Origin of the sequence: Aliiroseovarius sp. F47248L, from assembly GCF_023016085.1 — a bacterium.
Lineage (GTDB): Bacteria > Pseudomonadota > Alphaproteobacteria > Rhodobacterales > Rhodobacteraceae > Aliiroseovarius.
The window spans coordinates 45,299-68,783 of sequence record NZ_JALKBF010000003.1 but is presented as its reverse complement, the minus strand read 5'-3'; the positions used below and the strand labels follow the sequence as shown (position 1 = coordinate 68,783).

24 protein-coding genes are annotated in these 23,485 nt (G+C 60.0%); 8 read left to right on the top strand and 16 right to left on the bottom strand.

The window, feature by feature from the left end:
- Positions 1-22: 22 nt before the first annotated feature.
- The 3 genes from MWU51_RS16480 to MWU51_RS16470 all read right to left on the bottom strand — a co-directional run bounded on the left by MWU51_RS16480 (position 23) and on the right by MWU51_RS16470 (position 3,547).
- Positions 23-1,108 (bottom strand): TRAP transporter substrate-binding protein, encoded by a 1,086-nt coding sequence (locus tag MWU51_RS16480; RefSeq protein ID WP_247039509.1) that lies wholly within the window; start codon positions 1,106-1,108, stop codon positions 23-25.
- 124 nt (positions 1,109-1,232) lie between these two features.
- A complete protein-coding gene (locus MWU51_RS16475) occupies positions 1,233-2,372 on the bottom strand; it encodes an acyl-CoA dehydrogenase family protein (protein ID WP_247039507.1) in 1,140 nt (379 codons plus the stop codon).
- Positions 2,369-3,547 (bottom strand): CoA transferase, encoded by a 1,179-nt coding sequence (locus MWU51_RS16470; protein ID WP_247039505.1) that lies wholly within the window; start codon positions 3,545-3,547, stop codon positions 2,369-2,371. The genes MWU51_RS16475 and MWU51_RS16470 overlap by 4 nt, the downstream gene beginning before the upstream one ends.
- 80 nt (positions 3,548-3,627) lie before the next feature.
- Between MWU51_RS16470 and MWU51_RS16465 the strand changes: the two genes are divergently transcribed.
- Together MWU51_RS16465 and MWU51_RS16460 are read left to right on the top strand one after the other, a co-directional pair.
- Positions 3,628-4,521 carry a LysR family transcriptional regulator gene (locus MWU51_RS16465; protein ID WP_247039498.1) on the top strand — a complete coding sequence of 298 codons (894 nt, stop codon included), beginning with the start codon at positions 3,628-3,630 and terminating at the stop codon, positions 4,519-4,521.
- Positions 4,522-4,613: 92 nt separating this feature from the next.
- Positions 4,614-5,303: a GntR family transcriptional regulator gene (locus MWU51_RS16460; protein WP_247039496.1), complete on the top strand. Its 690-nt coding sequence runs from the start codon at positions 4,614-4,616 to the stop codon at positions 5,301-5,303.
- A 58-nt stretch (positions 5,304-5,361) separates the two neighbouring features.
- On the opposite strand, the gene MWU51_RS16455 is transcribed toward MWU51_RS16460, so the two are convergent.
- From MWU51_RS16455 to hutI, 5 genes are read right to left on the bottom strand one after another with little or no spacing between them, the layout of a single operon-like run.
- Positions 5,362-5,703 (bottom strand): RidA family protein, encoded by a 342-nt coding sequence (locus MWU51_RS16455; RefSeq protein WP_242113222.1) that lies wholly within the window; start codon positions 5,701-5,703, stop codon positions 5,362-5,364.
- A gap of 50 nt (positions 5,704-5,753) precedes the next feature.
- Positions 5,754-7,421, bottom strand: coding sequence for a urocanate hydratase (hutU, locus tag MWU51_RS16450; RefSeq protein ID WP_247039494.1), 1,668 nt, complete (start codon positions 7,419-7,421; stop codon positions 5,754-5,756).
- A complete protein-coding gene (gene hutG, locus MWU51_RS16445) occupies positions 7,418-8,218 on the bottom strand; it encodes an N-formylglutamate deformylase (RefSeq protein ID WP_247039492.1) in 801 nt (266 codons plus the stop codon). The genes hutU and hutG overlap by 4 nt, the downstream gene beginning before the upstream one ends.
- Entirely contained in the window at positions 8,215-9,753 is a 1,539-nt protein-coding gene (gene hutH / locus MWU51_RS16440; RefSeq protein WP_247039490.1) for a histidine ammonia-lyase, read from the bottom strand. Before hutH ends, hutG begins: the two co-directional genes overlap by 4 nt.
- Complete coding sequence (hutI, locus tag MWU51_RS16435; protein ID WP_247039488.1) at positions 9,750-10,961, bottom strand: imidazolonepropionase; 1,212 nt, start codon at positions 10,959-10,961, stop codon at positions 9,750-9,752. The genes hutH and hutI overlap by 4 nt, the downstream gene beginning before the upstream one ends.
- A gap of 93 nt (positions 10,962-11,054) precedes the next feature.
- Between hutI and MWU51_RS16430 the strand changes: the two genes are divergently transcribed.
- The gene (locus MWU51_RS16430) at positions 11,055-12,413 is read left to right on the top strand and encodes a formimidoylglutamate deiminase (RefSeq protein WP_247039486.1); all 1,359 of its coding nucleotides are present in this window, start codon (positions 11,055-11,057) and stop codon (positions 12,411-12,413) included.
- Here the strand turns inward: MWU51_RS16430 and MWU51_RS16425 are convergent.
- On the bottom strand, positions 12,410-12,958 hold the full coding sequence (locus tag MWU51_RS16425; RefSeq protein ID WP_247039484.1) for a HutD family protein: 549 nt from the start codon (positions 12,956-12,958) through the stop codon (positions 12,410-12,412). The two genes, MWU51_RS16430 and MWU51_RS16425, sit on opposite strands and share 4 nt — an antisense overlap.
- A 64-nt stretch (positions 12,959-13,022) precedes the next feature.
- Between MWU51_RS16425 and MWU51_RS16420 the strand changes: the two genes are divergently transcribed.
- Positions 13,023-13,928: a bestrophin family ion channel gene (locus tag MWU51_RS16420; protein WP_247039479.1), complete on the top strand. Its 906-nt coding sequence runs from the start codon at positions 13,023-13,025 to the stop codon at positions 13,926-13,928.
- Positions 13,929-13,934: 6 nt separating this feature from the next.
- Here MWU51_RS16420 and MWU51_RS16415 read toward each other — a convergent pair whose 3' ends face one another.
- The 7 genes from MWU51_RS16415 to MWU51_RS16385 form a co-directional block, all read right to left on the bottom strand.
- Entirely contained in the window at positions 13,935-15,911 is a 1,977-nt protein-coding gene (locus MWU51_RS16415) for a CocE/NonD family hydrolase (RefSeq protein ID WP_247039477.1), read from the bottom strand.
- Positions 15,912-16,148: 237 nt separating this feature from the next.
- On the bottom strand, positions 16,149-16,715 hold the full coding sequence (locus MWU51_RS16410) for a fasciclin domain-containing protein (protein WP_247039475.1): 567 nt from the start codon (positions 16,713-16,715) through the stop codon (positions 16,149-16,151).
- 149 nt (positions 16,716-16,864) lie between these two features.
- Positions 16,865-17,560 (bottom strand): anti-sigma factor, encoded by a 696-nt coding sequence (locus MWU51_RS16405; protein WP_247039473.1) that lies wholly within the window; start codon positions 17,558-17,560, stop codon positions 16,865-16,867.
- Positions 17,557-18,099: a sigma-70 family RNA polymerase sigma factor gene (locus MWU51_RS16400; RefSeq protein WP_247039470.1), complete on the bottom strand. Its 543-nt coding sequence runs from the start codon at positions 18,097-18,099 to the stop codon at positions 17,557-17,559. The genes MWU51_RS16405 and MWU51_RS16400 overlap by 4 nt, the downstream gene beginning before the upstream one ends.
- 136 nt (positions 18,100-18,235) lie before the next feature.
- Positions 18,236-18,541 carry a type II toxin-antitoxin system RelE/ParE family toxin gene (locus tag MWU51_RS16395; RefSeq protein ID WP_247039469.1) on the bottom strand — a complete coding sequence of 102 codons (306 nt, stop codon included), beginning with the start codon at positions 18,539-18,541 and terminating at the stop codon, positions 18,236-18,238.
- Positions 18,531-18,770, bottom strand: coding sequence for a type II toxin-antitoxin system ParD family antitoxin (locus MWU51_RS16390; protein WP_247039467.1), 240 nt, complete (start codon positions 18,768-18,770; stop codon positions 18,531-18,533). Before MWU51_RS16390 ends, MWU51_RS16395 begins: the two co-directional genes overlap by 11 nt.
- A 69-nt stretch (positions 18,771-18,839) precedes the next feature.
- The gene (locus tag MWU51_RS16385) at positions 18,840-19,739 is read right to left on the bottom strand and encodes an N-acetylneuraminate lyase (protein ID WP_247039465.1); all 900 of its coding nucleotides are present in this window, start codon (positions 19,737-19,739) and stop codon (positions 18,840-18,842) included.
- 165 nt (positions 19,740-19,904) lie between these two features.
- Between MWU51_RS16385 and MWU51_RS16380 the strand changes: the two genes are divergently transcribed.
- From MWU51_RS16380 to MWU51_RS16365, 4 genes are all read left to right on the top strand, one after another.
- Positions 19,905-20,627 carry an FCD domain-containing protein gene (locus MWU51_RS16380; protein ID WP_247039463.1) on the top strand — a complete coding sequence of 241 codons (723 nt, stop codon included), beginning with the start codon at positions 19,905-19,907 and terminating at the stop codon, positions 20,625-20,627.
- A 74-nt stretch (positions 20,628-20,701) separates the two neighbouring features.
- Positions 20,702-21,664: a DctP family TRAP transporter solute-binding subunit gene (locus MWU51_RS16375; protein ID WP_247039461.1), complete on the top strand. Its 963-nt coding sequence runs from the start codon at positions 20,702-20,704 to the stop codon at positions 21,662-21,664.
- 58 nt (positions 21,665-21,722) lie between these two features.
- Positions 21,723-22,214: a TRAP transporter small permease gene (locus MWU51_RS16370; RefSeq protein WP_247039459.1), complete on the top strand. Its 492-nt coding sequence runs from the start codon at positions 21,723-21,725 to the stop codon at positions 22,212-22,214.
- Entirely contained in the window at positions 22,211-23,485 is a 1,275-nt protein-coding gene (locus tag MWU51_RS16365) for a TRAP transporter large permease (RefSeq protein ID WP_247039457.1), read from the top strand. Before MWU51_RS16370 ends, MWU51_RS16365 begins: the two co-directional genes overlap by 4 nt.

Sequence of the window (23,485 nt, the reverse complement as noted above, 5' to 3'; positions counted from 1 at the left end):
CCACGCCCTTGTCCGGAAGGTCTTAGTAACCCATGACCAGATTACGTGCGTTCATCTGACCGTTGTCGGCATAGACCATGTATTGGCCGACCGAGTCGCGATAAGCCACAAAGCTTTCGGTGATCCGCTTCACCAACTCGTCGTCGTCATTGCGGAGATCATCGATGACTTCGCCAGCGGCCTTGCCCATGGCAGTGATGACATCCTCGGGGAACATCTTCACCTGAACGCCATGCTCGGCAATCATCGCCTGCAGGGCTTGTGCGTGCTTGGTCGTATATTCGGTCCAAACTTGGTTATACAGACTGTCGCACGCCGCCTGCACAACCTGCTTCAGGTCGTCGGGCAGCTCGTTGAACACATCCATGTTGACGCCGCATTCCTCGGCCGAGGACGGCTCGCCCACGCCGGGCCAATAGTAGTTCTTGGCAACCTGGTAATAGCCAAGCGCGCTGTCGGTCCACGGGCCGATGAACTCGCCCGCGTCCAATGCGCCGGTTTGCAGCGCCTGGAACATGTCCGGGCCGCTCATCGCTTCCGCCGCCATGCCCATTTTCGCCGCCATTTCCGAGGCCAACCCGGTGGTGCGGAACTTCATGCCCTTCAGGTCTTCGGCCGAGTTCACTTCGTTGCGGAACCAACCGCCCCATTGCGGGCCAGAGTTGCCGCACAGAAACGGCTTGATCCCGAAACGGCCATACATTTCATCATACAGTGCCTGACCGCCGCCATGGGTCAACCAGCCGACTTGTTCATCTGCACGCAGGCCGAAAGGTTGCGAACCAAACAGCAAAATGCCCTTTGACTTCGATCCCCAATAGGCGGGAACGGCGTGATACAGCTCGGCGGTGCCTTCGCTGACCGCGTCAAAGACGCCGCGCCCGGGTACAAGTTCCCCGGCGGGGAACAGTTTCACCTCGATCCGGCCACCCGACAGGGTGGTGATCCGGTCGGCCAGTTGTTGTGCGGCCACGCCCGGCCCGGGCAGGTTCTTGGGCCATGCCGTCACCATTTTCCACTGGCGCTTGTCCTGCGCGATGGCAGGGGTTGCGAGCGCCGTGGCAGCAGTGCCGATGGCCCCGGTTGTCAGAAATGTCCGTCTTTGCATATGCCTCTCCTCCAATCGGCAGTTGCGACCAAAGGTCAAGCAGCGCGCGCCCTTGGTCAAATCCGTGCATAAAGCTATTATGTAAATACATAATAGAGTCAATCTTTCCGACGCAAAAAGCGGGTTATGCCAGCAGCCCTCGCGCAATGATTGTGCGCTGGATCTCGGACGACCCTTCATAGATGCGGAAAATCCGCAGATCGCGCAGATAGCGTTCCAGTGGGAAGTCGCGGGTATAGCCATAACCGCCATGAATTTGCAGCGCCCGGTCCGCGATCCGCCACGCCGCTTCGCTGGCATAGAGCTTGGCAAAGGCGGATTCACTGGAATAGCGCACGCCAGTGCCGCGCAGGGTGGCCGCCTGCATCGCCAGCGCACGGGCGGCGGCCAGTTCGGTGGCGCTGTCGGCCAGCATCCATTGCAACCCCTGGAATTCCGCGATCGCATGGCCGCTGACCTGCCGTTCCTTGGCATAGGAAATCGCGGCCTTCAACGCGGCGTCGGCAATGCCTGTCGCCTGCGCGGCGACTTCGATCCGGCCATTGTCCAGGACCTTCATCGCAGTGCGGAACCCGGTGCCTTCGTCGCCCAGACGGTTTTCTTCCGGCACCCAGCAATCAAAGCTGATGCCAAAGACGTGCCCGCCTTTCAGGCCCATCGTCTTTTCATGCGGCGCGACCGAGACACCATCGATCTTCTTCGGTTCGACGATGAAGGCGCTGACTCCCCGCGCACCCGCGTCAGGGTCGGTCTTGGCATAGACCACCATGAAATCCGCCGCCCCTGCGTTCGAGATGAAACACTTTGACCCTTTGATCCGGTATCCTTCGCCTTCACGCTTCGCCGTCGTGCGCATGTCGGCGGGGTTCGATCCGGCCTGCGGTTCGGTCAGGGCAAACGCACCCAGTGACGTGCCCGCCGCTGCATCTGGCAGAATCCGCGCCTGCAAGTCGGCATCCGCCCCCAGCAGCAGCGAATCCGTCGCCAGAAAATGCGCCGTCAGCATGGATGCGGTGGACCCACAAGCCCCTGCAATCGCCTCGACCGCCGCATACAGCGCGGGACCGGACAGGCCGATGCCGCCGTGTTCTTCCGGCAGGTTCACACCAAACAGGCCCATTTCGGCCATCGCGTCCCGGTGGACAGTGGCAAACAATGCCTCTTCGTCGATCTGTGCGGCTTTCGGGGCCAGAACCTCGGTCGAGAACCGTTCGATCTGCGCGACCAGCGCGCGTTCGTCGTCGCTCATGGGATAGGTGGTCATGTGCGTTGCTCCTTGTTCAGGGTGTTCAGAATGTCACCTGCATCAGCGTTCAGGGCCGGGGCCGGTTTGCGCCCGCCGCGTGGGACGCCGTTGAAATGCACGGGCTGTTCGGGGACGTTCAAAACGCCCAAGTCGGGATGCGTGACCGTGGACGCCAAGCCGCGTTCCACCGCTTGGGACGAGGCCCAGGCCTGAGCCACCGATTGGATGGGGGATGCCGGAATGCCCGCCGCTGACAGGTGATCCACCACCTGATCCACGGGCAGCGCGCCCGCCCACTGGTCGATATACTCGGCCAAGGCAGGCTCGTTTTCGCGGCGCAGAGGGTCCGTGGCAAACCGCGCGTCGCTGACCAGATCAGGTTGCCCGATCACATCGCAGAAGGTGGCGAACAGCCGGTCGTTCAGAACCGCCAGCGCGAAATGCCCATCGCTCGCCGGATAGGTGCCAAAGGGCGCGGATAGCGGGTGGCGGTTGCCGGTGCGCACGGGGACCTCACCGCCCATCAGGGTGCGGCAGGCCAAGATCGGCATCATTGACACCAGCCCGTCAAACAGCGCCACATCCACATGCCGCCCCTGCCCCGTGCGGCTGCGGTCAAACAGGGCAACCATCGTGCCCCAAGCGGCGAACAGGCCACCGGCCACGTCGCCCAACGCCTCGCCCACCATCGTTGGTGCGCCGTCGGGCTCGCCGGTGGCGTCCATCAGGCCGCTCATCGCCTGCACGATGATGTCATAGGCGGGCTTTTTTGTGTTCGGCCCGGTCTGCCCGAAGCCCGAGACCGAGACATAGACCAGATGCGGAAAGTCCTCGGCCAGCGCGTCATAGCTCAGCCCCAACTTGTCCATCACGCCGGGGCGAAAGTTTTCGATCAGCACGTCACACTCGGCCAACAACGCCTTGACCGTCGCAATCGCATCGGGCGATTTCAGGTCCAGCGCGATGGACCGCTTGCCCCGGTTGATCGCCTGAAACAGCAGGCTTTCCCCATCCTTGAACGGCCCGATATGGCGGTAGTCATCGCCATGTGCGTCTTCGACCTTGATCACATCCGCGCCCAGATCGGCCATCATCGCTGTGCAATAGGGGCCTGCCAGAACGCGGGTGAAATCAAGCACGCGCACCCCGCTGAGTGGTTGCGCGGATTGGGGAATGGGGGGCTGGGCGGGCATATGATCCTCCGATTTTGATCGGTTGAGCATACAGGCCAACATGCTATAAGCAGAAATACACATTGCTGATAGAGTGATTAATGCAGACTATACCCATCAGCTTGCGCCAGATCGACTATGTCATCGCCGCCGCGGACACCGGCAGCACCGCTGCCGCCGCACGGGCCTTGAACGTGTCGCAACCGTCGGTATCGCTGGCAATTGCCAAGGTCGAGGACCATTTCGGCCGCCCGCTGTTCGCCCGCAGCGCAGGCCAGGGCATCGCACCCACCGCCTTCGGGCTGCGCAAGCTGGGCGCCCTGCGCAGCCTGCGCACACAGGCGCAATCGGTGCTCAGCCATGCCGACACGGGGGCGGTGGAATTGAACCTTGGCGTCTTCTCGACCCTTGGCCCGCGTTACGCACCTGCGTTGGTCAATGGCTTTCAGAAGACCAATCCCAACGCAGTCATCAAGCTGCACGAAGGCGACCTTGACCGGCTGACCCGCTGGCTGGACAGTGGACGGATCGACCTTGCCCTGATCTATGATTTCGGCCTGCCCTCATCATTGGACATCATTCCGCTGGCCGACGTGCGCCCCTATGGTCTGGTCGCGCGGGCGCATCCTTTGGCCGGGCGCGGCACGGTCACGATGGCCGAGTTGCTGACCGATCCCCTGATCCTGATGAGCCTGCCACACAGCCGCGATTATTTCCTGACGCTGGCGCAGATGAACGGCATCCGCCCGCGCATCGCGCATGAAACCGGCTCGGTCGAGATGTTGCGCGCCATGGTTGCCAACCATATGGGCGTTGGGCTTCTGGCCACTGACATCGCACAGGACACCGCCTGCGACGGCCAGCCTGTCACCCGGCTGGAACTGGCCGGCCCGCTGGCACCGCACCGCATCGCACTGGCGCGCGCGCCACACCCGCACACCGCGCCGCTGATTGCGGCCTTTCAGGATCACGTGGCGCGCGCTTTCGACGCCTGACACGCTATGTCTGGTGTTTTGCGCCTTATGTCTATATCTTTCAAAGTCAATCCGCCGGGATCACCCCTTACCGCAAGGTCGAAAGGCACAGCATGTCCATAACCTATCGCGAGGTGAAAGCCGATATCCTGCGCCAGATCACCCAGGGCACGCTTGCCCCCGGCAGCGCCATGCCGAACGAAGTTGACCTGGCCGCAAGCTATGGCTGCGCGCGGGCCACTGTCAATCGGGCGATGCGTGAACTGGCCGATGACGGCATCATCGAACGCCGCCGCAAGGCTGGCACAAGGGTGCGCCAGAATCCAATCCGCCAGGTGCGCCTGAACATCCCCATCGTTGGGCAGGAAATCGAGGAACTGGGCGCCACCTATCGCTATGCGCTGGTGCATGGTCAGGCCGAACCCGCCCCCAACTGGCTGCGCGCCCGCATGGCGTTGCAGCGCGATGACCGGGTGCTTCACCTGACCTGTATGCATTACGCCGACGGCGCGCCGTATCAGCACGAGGATCGCTGGATCAACCTCTCGGCCCTGCCCGAAGCAGAGCAACACGATTTCTCAGATGTCGGCCCCAATGAATGGCTGGTGTCCACCGTGCCGTTTACCGACGCGCAGATCAGCTTTCACGCCGTCCAGGCGGACGCCACCATCGCGGAATATCTGGATTGCACCGAAGGCAACGCCCTGTTCCAGACCGAGCGCACAACTTGGCTTGAGGGGCGGACGATCACCTTTGTGCAACTGACCTATCGCCGTGGCCACCGCGTGACGATGCAATACTGACCGCGCATAAGAAAAGGCCCGCACGGAATGATTCGCACGGGCCTTTCAAGGTTCGTTATCAGCTATACGCCGCGTCCACGATGATCTCGACCTTCAGCTCGGGCCGAGCCAGTTTGGCTTCGCCACAGGCGCGGGCGGGGGCGTGGCCCTCGGGCACCCAGGCATTCCAGACCTCGTTCAGCCCGTCGAAATCGCTCATGTCTGCGAGCCAGATGGTGGCCCGCAACATATGTTCGCGCGACGATCCCGCCTGTGTCAGCAACGCATCGACGCGGCGCAGGCACTCGGCAGTCTGGTCCTGAATGGTCGCGCCTTCCCCGACCTGTCCGGTCAGATAAGCAACGCCATTGTGTTTCACGATCTTTGACGACCGGATACCGGTGTCGATGCGTTCGATCATATCTGCGTCTCCTGCATTGGAATGGGGGGCGTTTGTCGCCCCCCGGATCATTACAGAATACCCGGCAGGTTCAAGCCGTTCTCGCGGGCGCAGTCCTTGGCGATCTCATAGCCTGCATCGGCGTGACGCATGACGCCCGTGGCCGGGTCGTTCCACAGAACACGCTCGATCCGGCGGTCTGCATCCTCGGTGCCGTCACAGCAGATCACCATGCCCGAGTGCTGGCTGAAACCCATGCCAACCCCGCCACCATGGTGCAGCGACACCCAGGTCGCGCCCGACGCGGTGTTCAGAAGCGCGTTCAAAAGCGGCCAGTCCGACACGGCGTCCGAACCGTCCATCATCGCTTCCGTCTCGCGGTTGGGCGATGCGACCGAGCCACTGTCCAGATGGTCACGTCCAATCACGATCGGCGCTTTCAATTCGCCGTTGCGCACCATTTCGTTGAATGCCAGCCCCAGTTTGTGACGCACGCCCAGACCGACCCAGCAGATGCGGGCGGGCAGGCCCTGGAATGCAATCCGTTCGCGGGCCATGTCTAGCCAATTGTGCAGGTGACTGTCCTCGGCCAGGATTTCCTTCACCTTGGCGTCGGTCTTGTAGATGTCTTCCGGGTCGCCCGACAGCGCCGCCCAACGGAACGGGCCGATGCCACGGCAGAACAGCGGGCGGATATAGGCGGGCACGAAGCCGGGGAAATCAAACGCATTCTCCAACCCTTCTTCCAGCGCCATCTGGCGGATGTTGTTGCCGTAATCGACGGTCGGAATACCGGCGGCGTGGAAATCGACCATCGCCTTGACCTGCACCTTCATCGACGCGCGGGCGGCTTTTTCGACGGCTTTCGGGTCGCTCTCGCGCTTCTCGCGCCATTCGGCCATGGTCCAGCCCTGCGGCAGATAGCCGTTTACGGGGTCATGGGCGCTGGTCTGGTCGGTGACGATGTCAGGGCGGATGCCGCGTTTCACCAGTTCGGGGAACACGTCGGCAGCATTGCCCAAGAGCGCGACCGACTTGGCCTCACCGGCTGCGGTCCAGCGTTCGATCATCGCAAGCGCTTCATCAAGGCTGTCGGTTTTTTCGTCCACGTAACGGGTGCGCAGGCGGAAATCGATGCTGTCGGGGTTGCATTCGACCGCCAGACAGCAGGCCCCGGCCATCACGGCCGCCAAAGGCTGAGCACCGCCCATACCGCCCAGACCACCGGTCAGGATCCACTTGCCGGTCAGGTCGCCGCTGTAATGCTGGCGCCCAGCTTCAACAAAGGTTTCATAGGTGCCCTGCACGATGCCCTGCGACCCGATGTAAATCCACGAACCGGCCGTCATCTGGCCATACATCGCCAGACCTTTCTTATCCAGCTCGTTGAAATGATCCCAGGTCGCCCAATGTGGCACGAGGTTCGAGTTCGCGATCAACACACGCGGCGCGTCTTTGTGGGTTTGGAACACGCCGACGGGCTTGCCCGATTGCACCAGCAGGGTCTGGTCCTCGTCCAGATCGCGCAAGGTGGCGACCATCTTGTCGAAATCGTCCCATGTGCGTGCGGCGCGGCCGATGCCGCCATAGACGACCAGTTCATGCGGGTTTTCAGCCACGTCGGGGTGCAGGTTGTTCATCAACATCCGCAGGGGCGCTTCGGTCGTCCAGTGCTTGGCCGTCATTTTGGTGCCGGTTGCGGGATAGATGTCGCGGGTGTTTTTGCGCGGATCGCTCATGATGTTCCTTTCAGGTCAGGTGCCATGTCGGCCAAGGTTGTCAGAATGGTTTTCAGATGCCCGCGCAAACGCGCGGCCTTCGCGTCGTCATAGGTCCAGGGCGCGGCCTCGTCCGTCAGATAGGTGCTTTGCGCCAGTTCCATCTGGATCGCGTGCAGCCCCTCAGCAGGTCGGCCATAATGGCGCGTGGTCCAGCCGCCCTTGAAGCGTCCGTTCGTGACGTTGGAATAGCCATCCGCCATCTGGCACAGACTTTGCACGGCGGCCTCAAACTGGGCGGCGCAGGTGGTGCCCAGATTGGTGCCGATGTTAAAATTGGGCAGGGTGCCGTCGAACAGAAACGGGATGCGCGACCGGATCGAGTGGCAATCATACAGGATCGCGATGCCGTGTTGGTCGCGCACCCGCTCAAGCTCGGCCTCCAGCGCGGCGTGATAGGGGGCGTGGAAGGCTTGGCGTCGGGCCTCGACCTCGGCGTCTGTGGGGGGGGTGTCCCAAATATCCTGCCCGTCGAAATCGGTCAGCGGCACCAGCCCGGTGGTGTTCTGGCCGGGGTAAAGCGACTGGCCTGACGGGTCGCGGTTGGCGTCGATCACGTAACGATGGAAGGTCGCGCGGACCGTCGTCGCGCCGGGCAGCAACCCGTCATACAGTGTGTGGATATGCCAATCGGTGTCATCCAACCCCTGCCCGCGCGCGTTCAGACACGCCTTGATGTCATCAGGAACATACGTCCCCGTATGGGGCAGGCCCAGCACGATGGGGCTGTCGCCCCGGTGGATTTCAACGGGGGTCATGGGTGAAGCTCCGGCATTTGGGTGTTGGTAGCGGCCACGATGGCATTCGACGCAATCAGCGACGCTGCTTTTTCCAAGTCAGGCGCAAGGTAACGGTCGTCACGCAATGTCTCGACCTGTTCGCGCACGGCGGCAATCACCGCCGCCAGCGGCGCGCTCGTCGTCAGCGGTGCGCGGAATTCGATGCCTTGCGCGGCGCACAGAAGTTCGACGCCAAGGATGCGCTCCAGATTGGCGACCATGCGCGACAGGCGCACCGCGCCATGGGCGGCCATGCTGACGTGGTCTTCCTGGTTGGCCGAGGTCGGCGTTGAATCCGTCACGCAAGGGTTCGCCAAATGCTTATTCTCGCTCATCAACGCGGCGGTGGTCACTTCGGCGATCATATAGCCCGAGTTCAGCCCCGGATTGGGCGTCAGGAACGGCGGCAGATCGTGGCTGAGAACCGGGTCGACAATCAGGGCGATGCGTCGTTGTGCAATCGCGCCGATCTCGGCAATCGCCAGTGCGATCATGTCGGCGGCAAAGCCCACGGGTTCGGCGTGGAAGTTTCCGCCTGACACAATCAGCCCTGCCTCGCTGAGCACAAGCGGGTTGTCGGTGGCGGCGTTCGCCTCGATCTGCAGCGTGCGGGCGGCCATACGCAACATGTCCATCGCGGCCCCTGTCACCTGCGGCTGGCAGCGGATGCAATAGGGGTCCTGCACGCGCGTATCGCCTTCGCGGTGGCTTTCACGAATGATCGACCCGTCCAGCAGCGCACGCATGGTCGCCGCGGCCTCGATCTGGCCCGCATGACCGCGCAGAGTATGAATTTCCGGCTGCAACGGCGCGGTCGATCCCATGATCGCATCGGTCGACATGGCAGATGTGACCAAAGCCGAGGACATCGCCCGCCATGCGCCAAACAGCCCGATCAGGGCATAGGCCGTGCTGAACTGGGTGCCATTGATCAGTGCCAGCCCCTCTTTCGCGCTGAGCACGACGGGGGTCAGGCCCGCACGGCGCAAAGCCTCGGCTCCGGGCAGCACGTTGCCTTCGAACGTGGCTTCGCCGTGACCGATCATTGCGGCCGCCATATGCGCCAGCGGGGCCAGATCGCCGGACGCGCCAACTGACCCTTGCACGGGAATGACGGGCGTCACGCCGCGCGCGAGCATCTGCTCCAGCAGCTCGATCAACTCCATCCGCACGCCGGACGCACCGCGCCCGAGCGACAGAAGTTTCAGCGCCATCATCAGGCGCGCATGGGGTTCGGGGATCGCGTCACCTACACCGCAGCAATGGGACAGGATCAGGTTGCGTTGCAGGGTGGCGGTGTCGGCGGGGTCGATTTTGACCGAAGCCAGTTTTCCAAAGCCCGTGTTCACGCCATATACCGCGTCCGTTCCGTTGGCGGCGTCGGAGATCCGCGCCTGTGCGGCCTGGATGCCGTCGTGGCAGGCCGGATCAAGGCGCACGGCAAGTCCGTCGCGCCAGATCATTTCCAGATCAGCCAGTGTGGTTTCAGCGGGGGTCAGGGTCAGAGTGGTCATGCGGTCGCTCCTGTGATGCGGAATGCAAGGGGGTTGAAGCCGATGCGGTAAGACAGTTCCGCCGGTTCCGCGATGTCCCAAACCGCCAGATCAGCCGCCTGCCCCGGCGCGATTGTGCCCAGATCCGCCAGACCCAGCGCGGCGGCGGCGTGTTGCGTGACACCGCGCAGCGATTCCTCGGGTGTCATACGAAACAGGGTGCAGCCCATGTTCATTGTCAGCAGGATTGAATTCAGCGGCGACGAACCGGGGTTGATGTCCGTGGCCAAGGCCATCGGCACATTGTGCTTGCGCAAAAGCTCGATGGGCGGCTGTTGCGTCTCGCGCAGGGTATAGAACGCGCCGGGCAGGATCACGGCAACCGTGCCCGCGTCCGCCATGGCACGCACGCCGTCTTCGTCCAGATACTCGATATGATCGGCAGACAGCGCACCATAGCTTGCCGCCAGCTTCGCGCCACCCAGATTGGACAGTTGTTCGGCGTGCAGCTTCACGGGCAAGCCCAGTTCGCGGGCGACGTCAAAGACGCGGGCGATCTGGTCGGGCTGAAAGGCGATGCCTTCGCAGAACCCGTCCACCGCATCCACCAGCCCTTCGGCGTGGGCGGCGCGTAGGGCGGGGATGCACACCTCGTCGATATAGGCGTCATCGCGACCCGCATATTCGGCGGGCGTGGCATGAGCGCCAAGGAAGGTGGTCTTGACGCGAATGGGGCGTTGCTCGGCAATCGCGCGGGCCGTGCGCAGCATCCGAAGCTCGGTGTCCGTGTCCAGACCATAGCCCGACTTGACCTCGATCGTGGTCACGCCTTCGGCGATCAGGACATCGACGCGGCGCAGCGCCGCTTGCAGCAATTCGTCCTCACTGGCCGCGCGGGTGGCTTTAACCGTCGACACGATCCCGCCACCGGCACGCGCGACTTCTTCGTAACTGGCCCCGTTCAAACGCATTTCAAATTCCACCGCGCGGTCGCCACCATGCACGATATGGGTGTGGCAGTCGATCAGGCCCGGCGTCACCACACGCCCAGCCAACGACCGTTGATCCAGCCCGGCAAAATCGGCTGGCACGTCCGCCTGCGGCCCGACCCAAGCGATCTTGCCATCCTGAATGGCAATCGCTGCGTCTCGGATCATCCCATAGGGCGCATCGCCATGCGCCATTGTCGCGGCGTGCAGATCGGTCAAAAGCTGAGGCATAGCAGTCATAAGATCGGTCCTTTTCGCGAAGTTTCGCCTTTTCTGGTATAATTTAATGTGCAATATGTCTATACATAAAATGAAATACACAGGACAAAGACCATGATCCACGCCCGTCAGGCCCTGCTCGCGTCCGGTTGGGCGCAGGATGTTCGCATCACCCTTGAAGGTGGCCGCATTGATCAGATCACGCCCAGCACGGAGGCCCAGCCGGGCGACGCGCGCGTCGATACCCTGCTGCCAGCTTTGGGCAACCTGCACTCGCACACATTCCAGCGCGCAATGGCTGGCATGACCGAGGTCCGCAAGGCCGGGCGCGACAGTTTCTGGACCTGGCGCGAGCTGATGTATCGCTTCATGGACCGCCTGACCCCCGAGCAGATCGAGGCCATCGCGGCGCTTGTTTTCGTCGAAATGCAAGAGGCCGGATATGCCAGCGTGGGCGAGTTTCACTATGTCCACCACCAGCGCGGCGGCGCGCCCTATGATGCGCTGGCCGAACTGTCGCTGCGGGTGATGGCAGCGGCGGGGGAAACCGGCATCGGGCTGACCCATCTGCCGGTGCTTTATACCTATGGCGGGGCGGGCAAGGTGCCGCTGGCCGAAGGGCAGATGCGCTTTGGCAATGATGTCGAACGATTCGCCGATCTGGTGCAGGGTGCGCGCGACGCGCTTGTGGGCTTGCCCGATGACGCCCGCGTCGGCATTGCCCCGCATTCCCTGCGCGCCACCTCGCCCGACGACCTGACCCGCGCGCTGGCGAACCATCAGGGCGGGCCGATCCATATCCACATCGCCGAACAACCGAAAGAGGTCGAGGACATCCAGACTTGGCTGGGCGCACGCCCGGTCGAGTGGCTGTTGGCCAACGCCCTCGTCGATCAAGGCTGGTGCCTGATCCATGCCACCCACATGACCGACACCGAGACCCGCGCGATGGCCGCATCAGGTGCGGTTGCCGGCCTCTGCCCGATCACCGAGGCGAACCTTGGCGACGGCCCCTTCAACGGCCCCACCTTCCTTGAGGCAGGCGGCGCGTTCGGCGTCGGATCGGACAGCAACATCAATATCTCGCTGACGGAAGAGCTGCGCACGCTGGAGTATTCCCAACGTCTGCGCGACGTGGCGCGTAACGTAATGGTGGTCGGCGAAGGCTCGGTCGGGGCAACGCTTTACACGGGCGCGGCCTGCGGTGGGGCGCAAGCTTTGGGCCGTGACGCGGGCGAGATTGCTCAAGGCCGCCTTGCCGATCTGGTCGCCATCGACAGCACTGACCCGACGCTCTGCGCGCTGACGCCGGACCAGATCCTTGACGGTCTAGCCTTTGCAGCGAAGGACAATGTGATTACCGATCTGTGGTCTGCCGGACGTCACAACGTCACCGGCGGGCGGCACATCGCGCGCGACGCTGTCGTTTCAAGTTATCGCCGCGCCGTGACGGATCTTCTGGCGTCGCTTTAACCTTGCGGGCGCAGGGTGATGGTCAGCGCGACCGCATCCTGCACCAGATCGAAACGCAGCGGCGCGGCGGTGCTGATCGCCGTGTCGCCCACGCCCAGATCTGCGCCGTGCACAGACGCAGTTCCAGCGATCACGTGCAGCACGCCGGTCTGCCCTGCCTGCCCGACCTGATGCGGGCCAGCATTGCGCACGATCTGAGCATCCCCCGCACACCGCGCGGTGTCGAACATCAGGTTGAAATCACGGATTGGGCCTTGGGTCAGCGTGGCCGTGACCGGCGCTGCGCCATCGAACCGCACGGGGTTGGCATAATCCGCCTGCAGATCGCCATCCGGCCCGTGCAGCACCATGCCGTCGCCCTTGATCACCGTCAGAATACGCGTCAGGCCGGGAAAGCTGGAAAACGTCCCGTCCCCATCCACATCCGCCATGCTCAGCCGCCAAAGTGCGCCACGGTCGTCGCGTTCCTCGGCAATATTGCGGGTGATACCGCCGCCGTTTTTCCACGGTGTCTCTACAAGATCACGTCGCCGGATTATCTGCATGTCTTTCCCCAGATCCCAAAACTGCCTCTTTATGTCTGATCTCACCTGACGATAGAACCGCGTTATGATTGTTCGATCGCCTCCCTCAGCGCTGCGCCTGTTTTTCATCATGCAAGGCTCAGTTGTGCCTCGTGTTTACGGTAAGATGGTCGCAGTCCTGCTGCTGACCCTGACGGTCGTGCTGGTGGATGAAATGCTGATTCCCCTGCCCCGTATATCACTTGCCGCGATGAGCGTCTTTGGCGTCGCCTTGTCACTGTTTCTGGGCTTTCGCAACAATGCCGCCTATGACCGTTGGTGGGAAGCGCGCCAGCTTTGGGGCGGCCTGATCGCTGATACCCGCACCATTGCCCGCCAACTTGAACTATTCGCCATTCCACCCAGCGACCGGCCCGCCTTGTTAAATATGCTTGCGGCCTATACCCACGCCCACCGTGGCAGCTTGCGACACTGTGACGTGCAGAATGATATTGCCGCATGGATCGGGGATACAGAGGCGCAGGCGTTATTGGCGCATGCCAACCCCGCCGATGCGGCGCTTCGCGATATTGCACAACAGATTGCAAGGCTGCGAAGTGCTGGCGTGTTGGACGGTTTCGCGCAGATATCGCTGGCTGATACTCTTTCTCGGTTGGCGATTTCGCAAACGGGATGCGAGCGGATTCAGACCACGCCGCTGCCCTTCGTCTATTCCCTTCTGGTGCGCCGCACGACATATCTCTATTGCGCGCTGTTGCCGTTTGGACTGCTTGGCTCGGTTGAATGGTTTGCACCGGTGTTTGCCGTCGTCGTGGCCTATGTCTTCTTTGGTCTGCAAGCGGTTACAAACGAACTGGAACACCCGTTTGAACCACGGCCAAATGGCCTGCCGCTGGACGCCATGACCCGCGTGATTGAACGCACCATTTGCGACGCACTGGGAAGAGATATTCCACCTGAAGTGCAGCCCGATGGCCATCTTTTGAGCTAAGGCCATCTAACGCTTGATCTGATGCGTCCATGTTTGATCGAATAATGTTTCATTACCTTCGCTGGCCACAAGCCTCTGCGTGATCTTGAACAGATCCCGCGCGCCGTGCATTTCTGTGTCAGCACGGGTGGACACAAACCAGTCGCCGCGCCCGAAGCTGCGTGTCCATTTGATCTGAGCACGGGCATCGGCCGGGTTGGCGGGGTCAATCGACCAGATTTCTTTCACGGTGCTTTCGGTGATGATGCCTGTTTCCAGATCCTCAATACGGCCATGATCGGACGCAATCGTCAGAATGACCCGTCCGGACTTCGGATCAACCTGCCGCGTCTTCTCATCCTGCCCCTTGCGCAGAAGTCGTGTGCGCCGAGGCGGGGCCGAGATCGGGGGTGGAAATGTCCATTCATCGCCGTCCAACGGGGCGCGCAACGGCAAACCGATATGACCGCCTTCAAGTGTCAGGGTCGCGGGATCGGGTTCAGGCCAGGAGTAAGGCCAGTAACTGCCCGCCACCGCCAATTGCAAGCGATGACCTTTCGGCAGATGATATGCGGTTTCATCAAGGTCCAGCGTCACCTCGACCCATTGATCAGGGATCAGGTCGCGTTTTGCCTCAAACCCTTCACGGTTGCGCAGATCCAACAGTCCCAAAGTGATCAGCATCGAGGTGCCATCGGGCCTGAGATCACACAGCCGCACCACAAGTTGCGCGCGGGCGCGGTCGGCGGACAGGCGCAGTCGCACCGTGGGGCGTCCCACGATGTCGGTCCCGTGATCCAGCGCCTGACTGTCAAAACAGGCGCTGCGGGCATCGTCTGGCTGCTGATCATCTGGCAGTTCGCCTGACCCGAAGCCAAAGGTGAAAAACTCGCCGCATTGTTCACCGTGACGAAGGTCTGGCGCTACGGTTACAGGCAAATCGCCTGACAAGTCCTTTCCCAGTGTCAAATCCTGAACCTGCACATGGGCCGAGGGCAGAGTTTGGTCGCAAACCCAACGCCCGTCACGATGGCTTGCGATCGGATTTGGCTTCGCGCTGTTCATGACATAGGCACGCCATGCCGGGTCATGCGCAGCGCCGTTGTCGACCCCTTTCAACCAGCGATCCCACCAGCGCAGCGCCTCTTGCAAATACCCTATTGAAGGCCCGATTTGTGAGATATGCGGGTATTTGTGCCCCCACGGTCCGGCCACGCCTTTTACCGGCGCATCAAGGTTTTCCACCAGATGCCGCATGGTATTGCGATAGCCATCATGCAGCCCGCCAAAGGCCAGAACCGCCGCTTTGATCGTGCTGTAATCCTCGCACACAGATCCGTGTTTCCAATAGGCATCGCGATCCAGATGCGCGGTCCAGATGCGCGGCAAGGGTGGTGTGTTTTCCAACCGTTCAAGCCACATCGCCCGCCACCTGTCGCCCACCTGATCCGGGTCGGGCGGCGTCGAAAACCACGACAACACCGTCGCCGCCCAACTGATATTGTCAGAGTGCTGAATACCACCTTTGTAGTGGACATCGTCCGCGTAGCGGTCGACGGTTGACCCTATAGTGATCACAGCCTTTAGCGCCTCGGGCGCTCGCGCGGCGATCTGTAAGCTGTTGAACCCGCCCCAAGAGATGCCTTGCATCCCAACCGCCCCCGTGCACCAGGGTTGGCGTGCGATCCAAGCAATCACGTCTTCGCCGTCCTGCAACTCCTGTTCCGAATATTCGTCGTCAAACAACCCTTCGCTTTCGCCGCATCCGCGCCGATCCACCCGCAGGCAGGCATAGCCTCGCTGCGCGATCCAAGGGTGCATCCCAGCATCCCGTTCGGCTGTGCCGTCGGTTTTGCGATAGGGCAGATATTCAAGAATGGCCGGGACGGGATGGACCAACGCATCCACCGGCATCCAGACACGCGCCGACAAACGGGTGCCGTCCGGCAGTGTGATCCCTAGATCGCGATCATGGGTAAGCTCGTGAAGATGTGGTTCGGTCATGTTCCAGCCCTACGACAGTAGAACCAACGGTCCCAGAACCAAACCGACGCGTCAACGCCAACCAAGCAGATTGTTAGCTGATAGACATGAAAGTGGCCTGCCCAAACAAATGGACAGGCCGTGTGGAGAACGCCGTGGGACTGGTCAACCTTTACAATCATACTATGGTTGGCGTTGCCACATTCGCCGAGCGGGTCCAGCACCCAACTGGGAAAGGGCGCCGGCTCTACCAGATGCTTACATGGCGGGCAGAAGCACCTTGTCGATCACATGGATCACACCGTTCGACTGCTTCACATCGGCAATGGTTACGGTCGCCATGTTGCCCTGCTCGTCCTCGATCCAGATGTTGTCCCCGTCATAGGTGGCTTGCAACGTGCAGCCGCCCACGGTGGGCACAGGGTGTTTGCCGCCATCATCATCAATCATGCCGCGAATGGCTTCCGACATTGCATCGGCGGCAACCACGTGACAGGTCAGAACCTTGGTCAGCATCTCTTTGTTTTCGGGCTTCAGCAGCGTTTCAACTGTGCCTTCAGGCAGAGCATCAAAGGCAGCATTGACCGGGGCGAACACGGTGAACGGACCGTCGCCTTGCAGGGTTTCGACAAGACCAGCGGCTTTGACCGCCGCAACCAGCGTCGTGTGGTCGGCAGAGTTCAAGGCATTCTCGACGATGTTCTTATCGGCAAACATTGCCGCGCCGCCCACCATTGGATTTTCATGCGAATGGCCGTCAGCGAAAGCGGTGGTTGCCACAAGTGCAAAGGCTGCAGCGGTGTTCAGAACATTCAATTTGGTCATTTTAGGGTTCCTTTCCTGTTGAGCCGGGCTTCTTACCCGGAGACATTAGGAACCACGAAAGACCGTCGGAAAGAGTTTCAGGGATTACAAAGAAATTTTCAAAAAATTGGAAAACCTATGATAATCAACACATTGGAAGTGAGATTATTTTACAAAACTTGAATCGGACCCGCAGCCAGCACCGCGCCTGAGGGTTGACCAGTGGGTGAGCCGCCCTTTGGCTCATCACTTATCGCAAAGGTGGCTGCCGTCAGACGCACGCGCAATTCTTCGGGAAGGGTTATCCGGGTGCCGTCTTCGGCTGGCATGATACCTAGCGAGATCGGCGCGTCAGCCCCGTCGGGGATCAGCCACATCTCAAGATCGCGCCCGCTGGCGGGACCACCTGCCACCCGACGCACCGTAAATTCGCCGGTGTCCGCCGAGAATACAGCAGCCACGATCAGCGATTGATCCTGCGCACTGATCTCAACGGTGTGGGTCGGGACGGGTGTCTTAGGATCGGTGATCAAGGGCAGAACCGCGACAAGGGCCATTGCCAGTCCAGCCGCCACGCCACCGCCCAGAAGCCAGCCGAACGCGCCGCTCAGGGGTGATGTCTTCTGCGTGGTCCCGAAGACCCGCGCATGGATCGCTGCCTTCACATGGGCGGGTGGTGCGACGCTGTCAAACTCCTCCGACAAGGCGTGAAACTGGTGATCCCAGTCGCGCACAAGCTCCCTCAGCCGGGCATCATCCTGCATTCGGGCTTCGAACTTGCTGCGATCTTCAGCCGACAACAGATGCAGGGCATATTCTGCCGCAAGGACGTCATCGTCCCGGTCATATATGTCTGCCGTGCTCATCGCGTTAAACACTCTTTCAGTTTCATCAAGCTGCGCCGCAGCCAGGTTCGCATCGTATTTACCGGCACCGCGTATCGGCTGGCCAGCTCGTCATAGGTTTCGCCCAGTAGGTAGGCACCGCGCACTGCGCCCGCCTTGGGATCATCCAATTCGTCCAGACATGTGTTGATCCGGTCCCGCTCTGATGACGCCAGTGCAGCATCTTCGGGCGTTGGACCCGCATCGGCGATGTCCTGTCGCGCGGCGATATCTTCGGTCGGGGCCTTGCGGGTGCGCAGCCTGTCGATCGCCTGATTGCGTGTCACCGTAATCAACCATGTCATCGGGCTGTATCCATTGGCCTTGAAGCGTTTTGCGTTCTGCCAGATGCGCACAAAGGCATCCTGCAACACTTCTTCCGCCTCAGCCCGATTATTTAAGACACGCAAACAAACGCCAAAAAGTTTCGCTGATGTCGCATCATAAAGCGCATCAAAGGCCGCGCGGTCGCCCAGGCCAGTCCTGACAATCCAGTCTTCCAGTTCGTGCAGGTCAGCCATGAATATCCCAAATCCGCGTCAACAGAAAGCAAAGGCGGGCGAAGGTGCGCGCCGGTCGATCATGGGGCAATACGGTTGAGATTACAAAGCCTTCATTGGGCTTGGTGAAATTCCGCGCGACCAGACAGGCGGGCGGTTAGCTGTCCAATGCCGCCAGAAGATCCCGTCGGTTATGAAGCACGCGCAGGACTGTCACGCCCTGATTGTCTGCCGTGTAAACAACCAGGTGAGAGCCGGTTGGAAAGATACGCAGGGGCGGCGAAAACTCGGCCCGCAGGCGTGAAATTTCCGGCTGGTCGGTGATCAGTTCGAACCCTGTAATCAATATATCAAGATAGCGATCCGCCTGATCGGCAGACCATGTCTGGGCGCCATATCGCCAAATATCTGTAAGATCGCTTTCTGCTGCAGGGGTTAGTCGATAGGTCGCCCTAGCCGGCATCTTGACGCATCCGGGCTTTGAATGCGTCGGCATCAAAAGAGGTTGCGGGGCCGGAAGCAAGGGCGGCATCAACCGCGGCTTGAACCTCGGCAATTGCGGCGGCACGTTCCTGATCGCGCCGGATCAAATCGCGAACATAGTCGCTGGAATTGGCAAACCGGCCGGATCGGGACTGCGACTCGACCCAACTTTTCATCTGTTCGGGCAGGGAAATGTTCATTGTGGACATGGCGGGCCTCCTGTTCAGAATGTATGGCAAAGATTGCCAATATACAAGTTTCCCGCAGAAATACCTTGATCAGGCTGCAAGCCATGATCTGATTTCCGGGTCATCCAGAAAGACTTGAAGGTCTGCTTTTGCAGTGTCCGACAGCACACGGAACGGAGCGCGACACGGGCCGCAATCCACGCCCAGATGTTGCAATGACAATTTCACACCCGGCATGACACCTGTGCGGAACAGAATTTCCACATAGTCCTGAGAGATACGCTGCAAGCGGCGGGTCAGGGCGATATCCCCGGACGCGACCGCGTCATCCAACGCCACGTATAGCTTGCCAAAGACGTTATAGGTGGACCCGATACCCCCATCTGCGCCCGACAGCGCACCGGTCATGAATGTCTCGTCCGACCCAAAATAGATCACCTTGTCTTGATGGTATTTACGAAGCTGAGACAAGATAAACAGGTTCATGCTGGAAAACTTGATCCCTGCGACACCGGAAAGTTGAAGGATCTTCGACAACTCCTCGACCGTGGATTCACGACCAATACGCCCCGGCACTTCATAGACGATCAGCGGCAGATCGGTCGCCGCTGCAAGCGCCTTGTAATACTCGAAAATCTCATCACTCGTGAACTTGTAAGAATGCGGCGGCAGGGCCGACAAGGCGTCATACCCCAAACGTTCGGCGTTCTTGGCAAGACGAATGGAATCACGCAGCGATGGCTGGCCCACATGTGCAATCAGCTTTGCGCCTGAACCCTTCGTTGCGTCGGCCACAATTCCTTGCTGTTCAGAAAGCTCATCGGTCGACATCAAGCCGGATTCGCCCGTGCTGCCGCCCACATAGAGCCCAGCAAGCCCTTGTCTAAGGTTGTATTCAACGATGTTCCGTTGGCGCGCCTCGTCCAATTCCTCTTGATCCGAAAATCCGGTCAGAAGTGCGGAATACATACCATTCAATTTGGTGTTCATGTGAATTTCCTAAGAGTTTTGGGCTGTTACACCCTTTGAGGGACCGATTTCTTCAGTAAGAGCTAAAAATCTGAATAATGCAAAAGGGGGTTCTGGTAAAGTATGGTTTGACAGCTTTTTAGTTTGGCTTTACCAAAACCCTATCACTGGATCGGAGGAACCCACGTGATTCAAGAAGCAACAGATCGGGTGCTTGCCAAGACAAAGGGCGCAGCAAAGGAAATCGCATCCTCACTTGAGGCACGCATCCATTCGGGGCAGATCACCGTTGGTGATCCGCTGCCAACTGAACGCGCCTTGTGCGAAGAGTTTGCCACCTCGCGCCCTACGGTGCGCGAAGCCATGCTTCTGTTGCAAGGACGCGGCTATGTCAGTCTTGAAACAGGTCACAGACCACGCGCCGCGAAACCAACGCTGGATGGCATTCTGACCTCGGCAGCGGGCCACATCTCGAGCCTTTTGGGGGATGCGGAAAGCGGCGCGCATCTGGAACAGATGCGTCAGTTTATCGAAGCGGCTGCTGCGCGAATTGCGGCAGGCAAAGCCACATCTATTCAGCTGCACCAAATCCGATCAGCGCTTGAACGCAATCAACAAGACATCGATACGGATCAATTCGCCGAAAGCGACATTGCGTTTCATCGCGCGGTGGTCGCGGTGGTTGGAAATCCTATCATCCTGCGTCTTCACGACATGTTCGTCAGCACAATGTTGGCCAATCGCCCTGCACGGGCGAAATATGGCGGGTCGGATCAAACATCCTTTGACGAACACAAGGCGATCTTTGACGCCATTGTCGCGGGCGACGCCATGTCGGCCGCGGAACTGACTGATCAACACCTGATGCGGTCCTATCGGTCGCGATTGTCAGGGGTTGCTACAAAATAGTGGGGCGGCGCTTAGTCCTTTGGACGGCAGCGCTCCTTTCATCCACGAAAGAACGACAGCAGCGAGGAGAAATTATGATGCTGAACAAGATTGTTGGAGGCGTAGTTGCGAGCTTGATGCTGGCCGGAGTGGCCAGCGCCGAAAAGGTTCTAACCTTCGGAACGCAAGAAAACGAAGCCTCGGCCATGTATCAGGGCATGTTGGCGATGAATGACACGCTCAAGGAAGTTTCGGGCGGTGAAATGTCTTTGAAGTTGTTCCCGTCCTCAACTTTGGGCGACTTCAAGGCCATGGTCGCACAGACTCAGGCCGGAGAGCTTGATCTGGTCATGACCGGATATCCGGATATGAGCTATATCATCCCCGAGCTGAAGCTGATCGGCGCGCCTTACGTGGTTTCCGATTTCGGGCATCTGAAGGATCTGATCGCGGGTGAATTCGGCCAGAAAATGGACGCAGCCTTTACCGCCCAAGGCGTGAAGGTTCTGGATGTCTGGTATCTGGGGACACGTCACACGACTTCAAACCGCCCGATCAATTCGCTTGAGGATATGAAAGGTTTGCGTCTGCGCACGCCGAACGTGCCCTTCCTGATCGCATATGCCGAAAACACTGGCGCGTCGCCCGCACCTGTCGCCTTTGCCGAGGTCTATTTGGCCCTGCAAACCAATCAGGTGGACGCCGAAGAAAACCCGCTGCCCACGATTGAAGCGATGAAATTCTACGAGGTGCAAGACCACATCGCTCTGACAGGTCACTTCATTGCTTCGTCGGCCATTCAGGTTGGCACCGGCACTTGGGACAGCCTGTCGGATCAGGAAAAAGGGTGGCTGCAAGAAGCGATCATCAAAGGCGGCGAAGTTGCCAACAAGATCGTAATGGACAAGGAAGAAAGCCTGATCGCTGAATTTGAAGCCAAGGGCCTGACCATCACACGTCCCGACACAGGCCCGTTCCGCGATGCGATGCAGCCATACTATGACGAACTTGAAGCCGAGTTTGGTGAAGGCAGCATCAGCGCCCTGTTCAAGAAGTAAGCCGTTGTTGCGTGCGGGTCCGCCCGCGCGCACTGACACCTAATAGCAAGGCGGGTAAATGCAAAAGCATCGAAAATACAGCATCGAGGGTTACGCCGCGACAGTGCTGTTCCTTGGATTGATCTTCATTGTGCTTTTGCAGGTCGTCGGCCGCACCAGCCTGTTTTCTGCCCCCATCTGGACCGAGGAATTGGCCCGCTGGATCTGGGTCTGGATGGCTTTCATTGCCACCGGTGAAGCTGAACGCCAAAACGTCCAGCTTCGCATGGGCATTCTGGTGGAAAGCCTGTTGGGCAAGGCACGCTTTGCGCTGTTTACCCTGATCGACATCATCTATCTGGCCGTCACCTGCCATCTGCTGTGGATCGGTTACAAAACGGTCATGCGCACTTGGAGCAACGAAGCAGTGACGTTGCCGTTTTCCGATGCAGTGCTGTATGCGTCTTATCCCATTGCGGCGTTGTTTGTGATCTGGCGTGTCACAAATCGCATCCGCTGGCAGGTGGTCAATAAAAACACCTATGTCCATAACGGAGGGGACGTTCTGTGACCCTGCTTATTGTCTGTTCCGTTTGGTTGTTCATGGTATTCGGCGGTGTGCCGATTGGGATCGCGATGATCCTGGTGTCCATGGGCTATTTTTATCACACTGGTATGGGGGCCTCGTTTGCGGTTCAGCGTATGGTGGACGGATTGAACAGCTTTCCCATGCTGGCCGTGCCGCTGTTTTTGCTGGCCGCCGCCATCCTGAATTCCGCAGGCATCACCAATCACCTGTTCGGATTTGCGCGCGCGCTTGTCGGTCGCTTCACCGGTGGGCTTGGCCATGTGAATGTGCTGGCATCGTTGTTCTTTTCCGGCATGTCCGGGTCAGCGGTTGCAGATGCTGGTGGGCTTGGCAAAATGGAAATCAAGGCGATGCGCGACGCGGGCTATGATGACGAGTTTTCAGGCTCGGTCACGGCCGCATCGTCGATGATCGGGCCGCTCGTGCCGCCGTCGATTACCATGGTTCTGTATGGCGTGATTTCGAACACGTCCATCGGCAAGCTATTTTTGGGTGGAGTCGTGCCCGGTTTCCTGTGTGCCGGAGCTTTGATGGCAATGGTTTACGTACTGGCCAAGCGCCGCAACTATCCCAAAGACCCGGTGCAGACGGGCGGCGAAGTTGGACGACTGTTCGTCAAATCCTTCCCTGCTCTTCTGACCCCCATGGTCATTGTGGGTGGAATTTTCAGCGGGCTGTTTTCCCCAACCGAAGCTGCCGCTGTCACTGTGCTGTATGCCATCATCATCGACCTTGTGTTTTACCGCGAGCTGACGTTTCGTCGTTTCTTCGACGCCGTCTATGAAACCGCCGTGACCTCGGCCACCATCGGAACGATCATTGCGGGCGTGTCAGTGCTGGGTTTCGTTTTGGCGCGCGAACAAGCTCCGCAACAGATCGCCAGTTTCTTCCTGTCTTTCGTTGACGATCCGATCAGCTTCCTGATTGCTGTTAACCTTATGATCTTTGTGCTGGGTGCCTTCATCGAATCCCTCGCCATTCTGTTGATTGTTGTTCCGGTGCTAATCCCGCTGGCATTGGGGTTCGGTATTGACCCTGTCCATTTCGGCATCATCGTGGTTCTGAACTTGATGATTTCGACTCTGACGCCCCCAATGGGCATGGCCTTGTTCGTCGTCGCACAGGTTGGCGAAATTGAGTATCACAAGCTGGCCCGCGCCATCCTTCCGTGGCTGATCCCACCTCTTATCGTGCTGGCGCTTGTTTGTGTCTTTCCGATCCTGGCCACTGGCCTTCCTAATTTGATGCAGTGA

Bases quoted from the DNA above. Each gene is read 5' to 3' on its own strand.
- MWU51_RS16480 (WP_247039509.1), bottom strand. From the start codon at position 1,108: ATGCAAAGACGGACATTTCTGACAACCGGGGCCATCGGCACTGCTGCC.
- MWU51_RS16475 (WP_247039507.1), bottom strand. From the start codon at position 2,372: ATGACCACCTATCCCATGAGCGACGACGAACGCGCGCTGGTCGCGCAG.
- MWU51_RS16470 (WP_247039505.1), bottom strand. From the start codon at position 3,547: ATGCCCGCCCAGCCCCCCATTCCCCAATCCGCGCAACCACTCAGCGGG.
- MWU51_RS16465 (WP_247039498.1), top strand. From the start codon at position 3,628: ATGCAGACTATACCCATCAGCTTGCGCCAGATCGACTATGTCATCGCC.
- MWU51_RS16460 (WP_247039496.1), top strand. From the start codon at position 4,614: ATGTCCATAACCTATCGCGAGGTGAAAGCCGATATCCTGCGCCAGATC.
- MWU51_RS16455 (WP_242113222.1), bottom strand. From the start codon at position 5,703: ATGATCGAACGCATCGACACCGGTATCCGGTCGTCAAAGATCGTGAAA.
- hutU (WP_247039494.1), bottom strand. From the start codon at position 7,421: ATGAGCGATCCGCGCAAAAACACCCGCGACATCTATCCCGCAACCGGC.
- hutG (WP_247039492.1), bottom strand. From the start codon at position 8,218: ATGACCCCCGTTGAAATCCACCGGGGCGACAGCCCCATCGTGCTGGGC.
- hutH (WP_247039490.1), bottom strand. From the start codon at position 9,753: ATGACCACTCTGACCCTGACCCCCGCTGAAACCACACTGGCTGATCTG.
- hutI (WP_247039488.1), bottom strand. From the start codon at position 10,961: ATGACTGCTATGCCTCAGCTTTTGACCGATCTGCACGCCGCGACAATG.
- MWU51_RS16430 (WP_247039486.1), top strand. From the start codon at position 11,055: ATGATCCACGCCCGTCAGGCCCTGCTCGCGTCCGGTTGGGCGCAGGAT.
- MWU51_RS16425 (WP_247039484.1), bottom strand. From the start codon at position 12,958: ATGCAGATAATCCGGCGACGTGATCTTGTAGAGACACCGTGGAAAAAC.
- MWU51_RS16420 (WP_247039479.1), top strand. From the start codon at position 13,023: ATGATTGTTCGATCGCCTCCCTCAGCGCTGCGCCTGTTTTTCATCATG.
- MWU51_RS16415 (WP_247039477.1), bottom strand. From the start codon at position 15,911: ATGACCGAACCACATCTTCACGAGCTTACCCATGATCGCGATCTAGGG.
- MWU51_RS16410 (WP_247039475.1), bottom strand. From the start codon at position 16,715: ATGACCAAATTGAATGTTCTGAACACCGCTGCAGCCTTTGCACTTGTG.
- MWU51_RS16405 (WP_247039473.1), bottom strand. From the start codon at position 17,560: ATGAGCACGGCAGACATATATGACCGGGACGATGACGTCCTTGCGGCA.
- MWU51_RS16400 (WP_247039470.1), bottom strand. From the start codon at position 18,099: ATGGCTGACCTGCACGAACTGGAAGACTGGATTGTCAGGACTGGCCTG.
- MWU51_RS16395 (WP_247039469.1), bottom strand. From the start codon at position 18,541: ATGCCGGCTAGGGCGACCTATCGACTAACCCCTGCAGCAGAAAGCGAT.
- MWU51_RS16390 (WP_247039467.1), bottom strand. From the start codon at position 18,770: ATGTCCACAATGAACATTTCCCTGCCCGAACAGATGAAAAGTTGGGTC.
- MWU51_RS16385 (WP_247039465.1), bottom strand. From the start codon at position 19,739: ATGAACACCAAATTGAATGGTATGTATTCCGCACTTCTGACCGGATTT.
- MWU51_RS16375 (WP_247039461.1), top strand. From the start codon at position 20,702: ATGATGCTGAACAAGATTGTTGGAGGCGTAGTTGCGAGCTTGATGCTG.
- MWU51_RS16370 (WP_247039459.1), top strand. From the start codon at position 21,723: ATGCAAAAGCATCGAAAATACAGCATCGAGGGTTACGCCGCGACAGTG.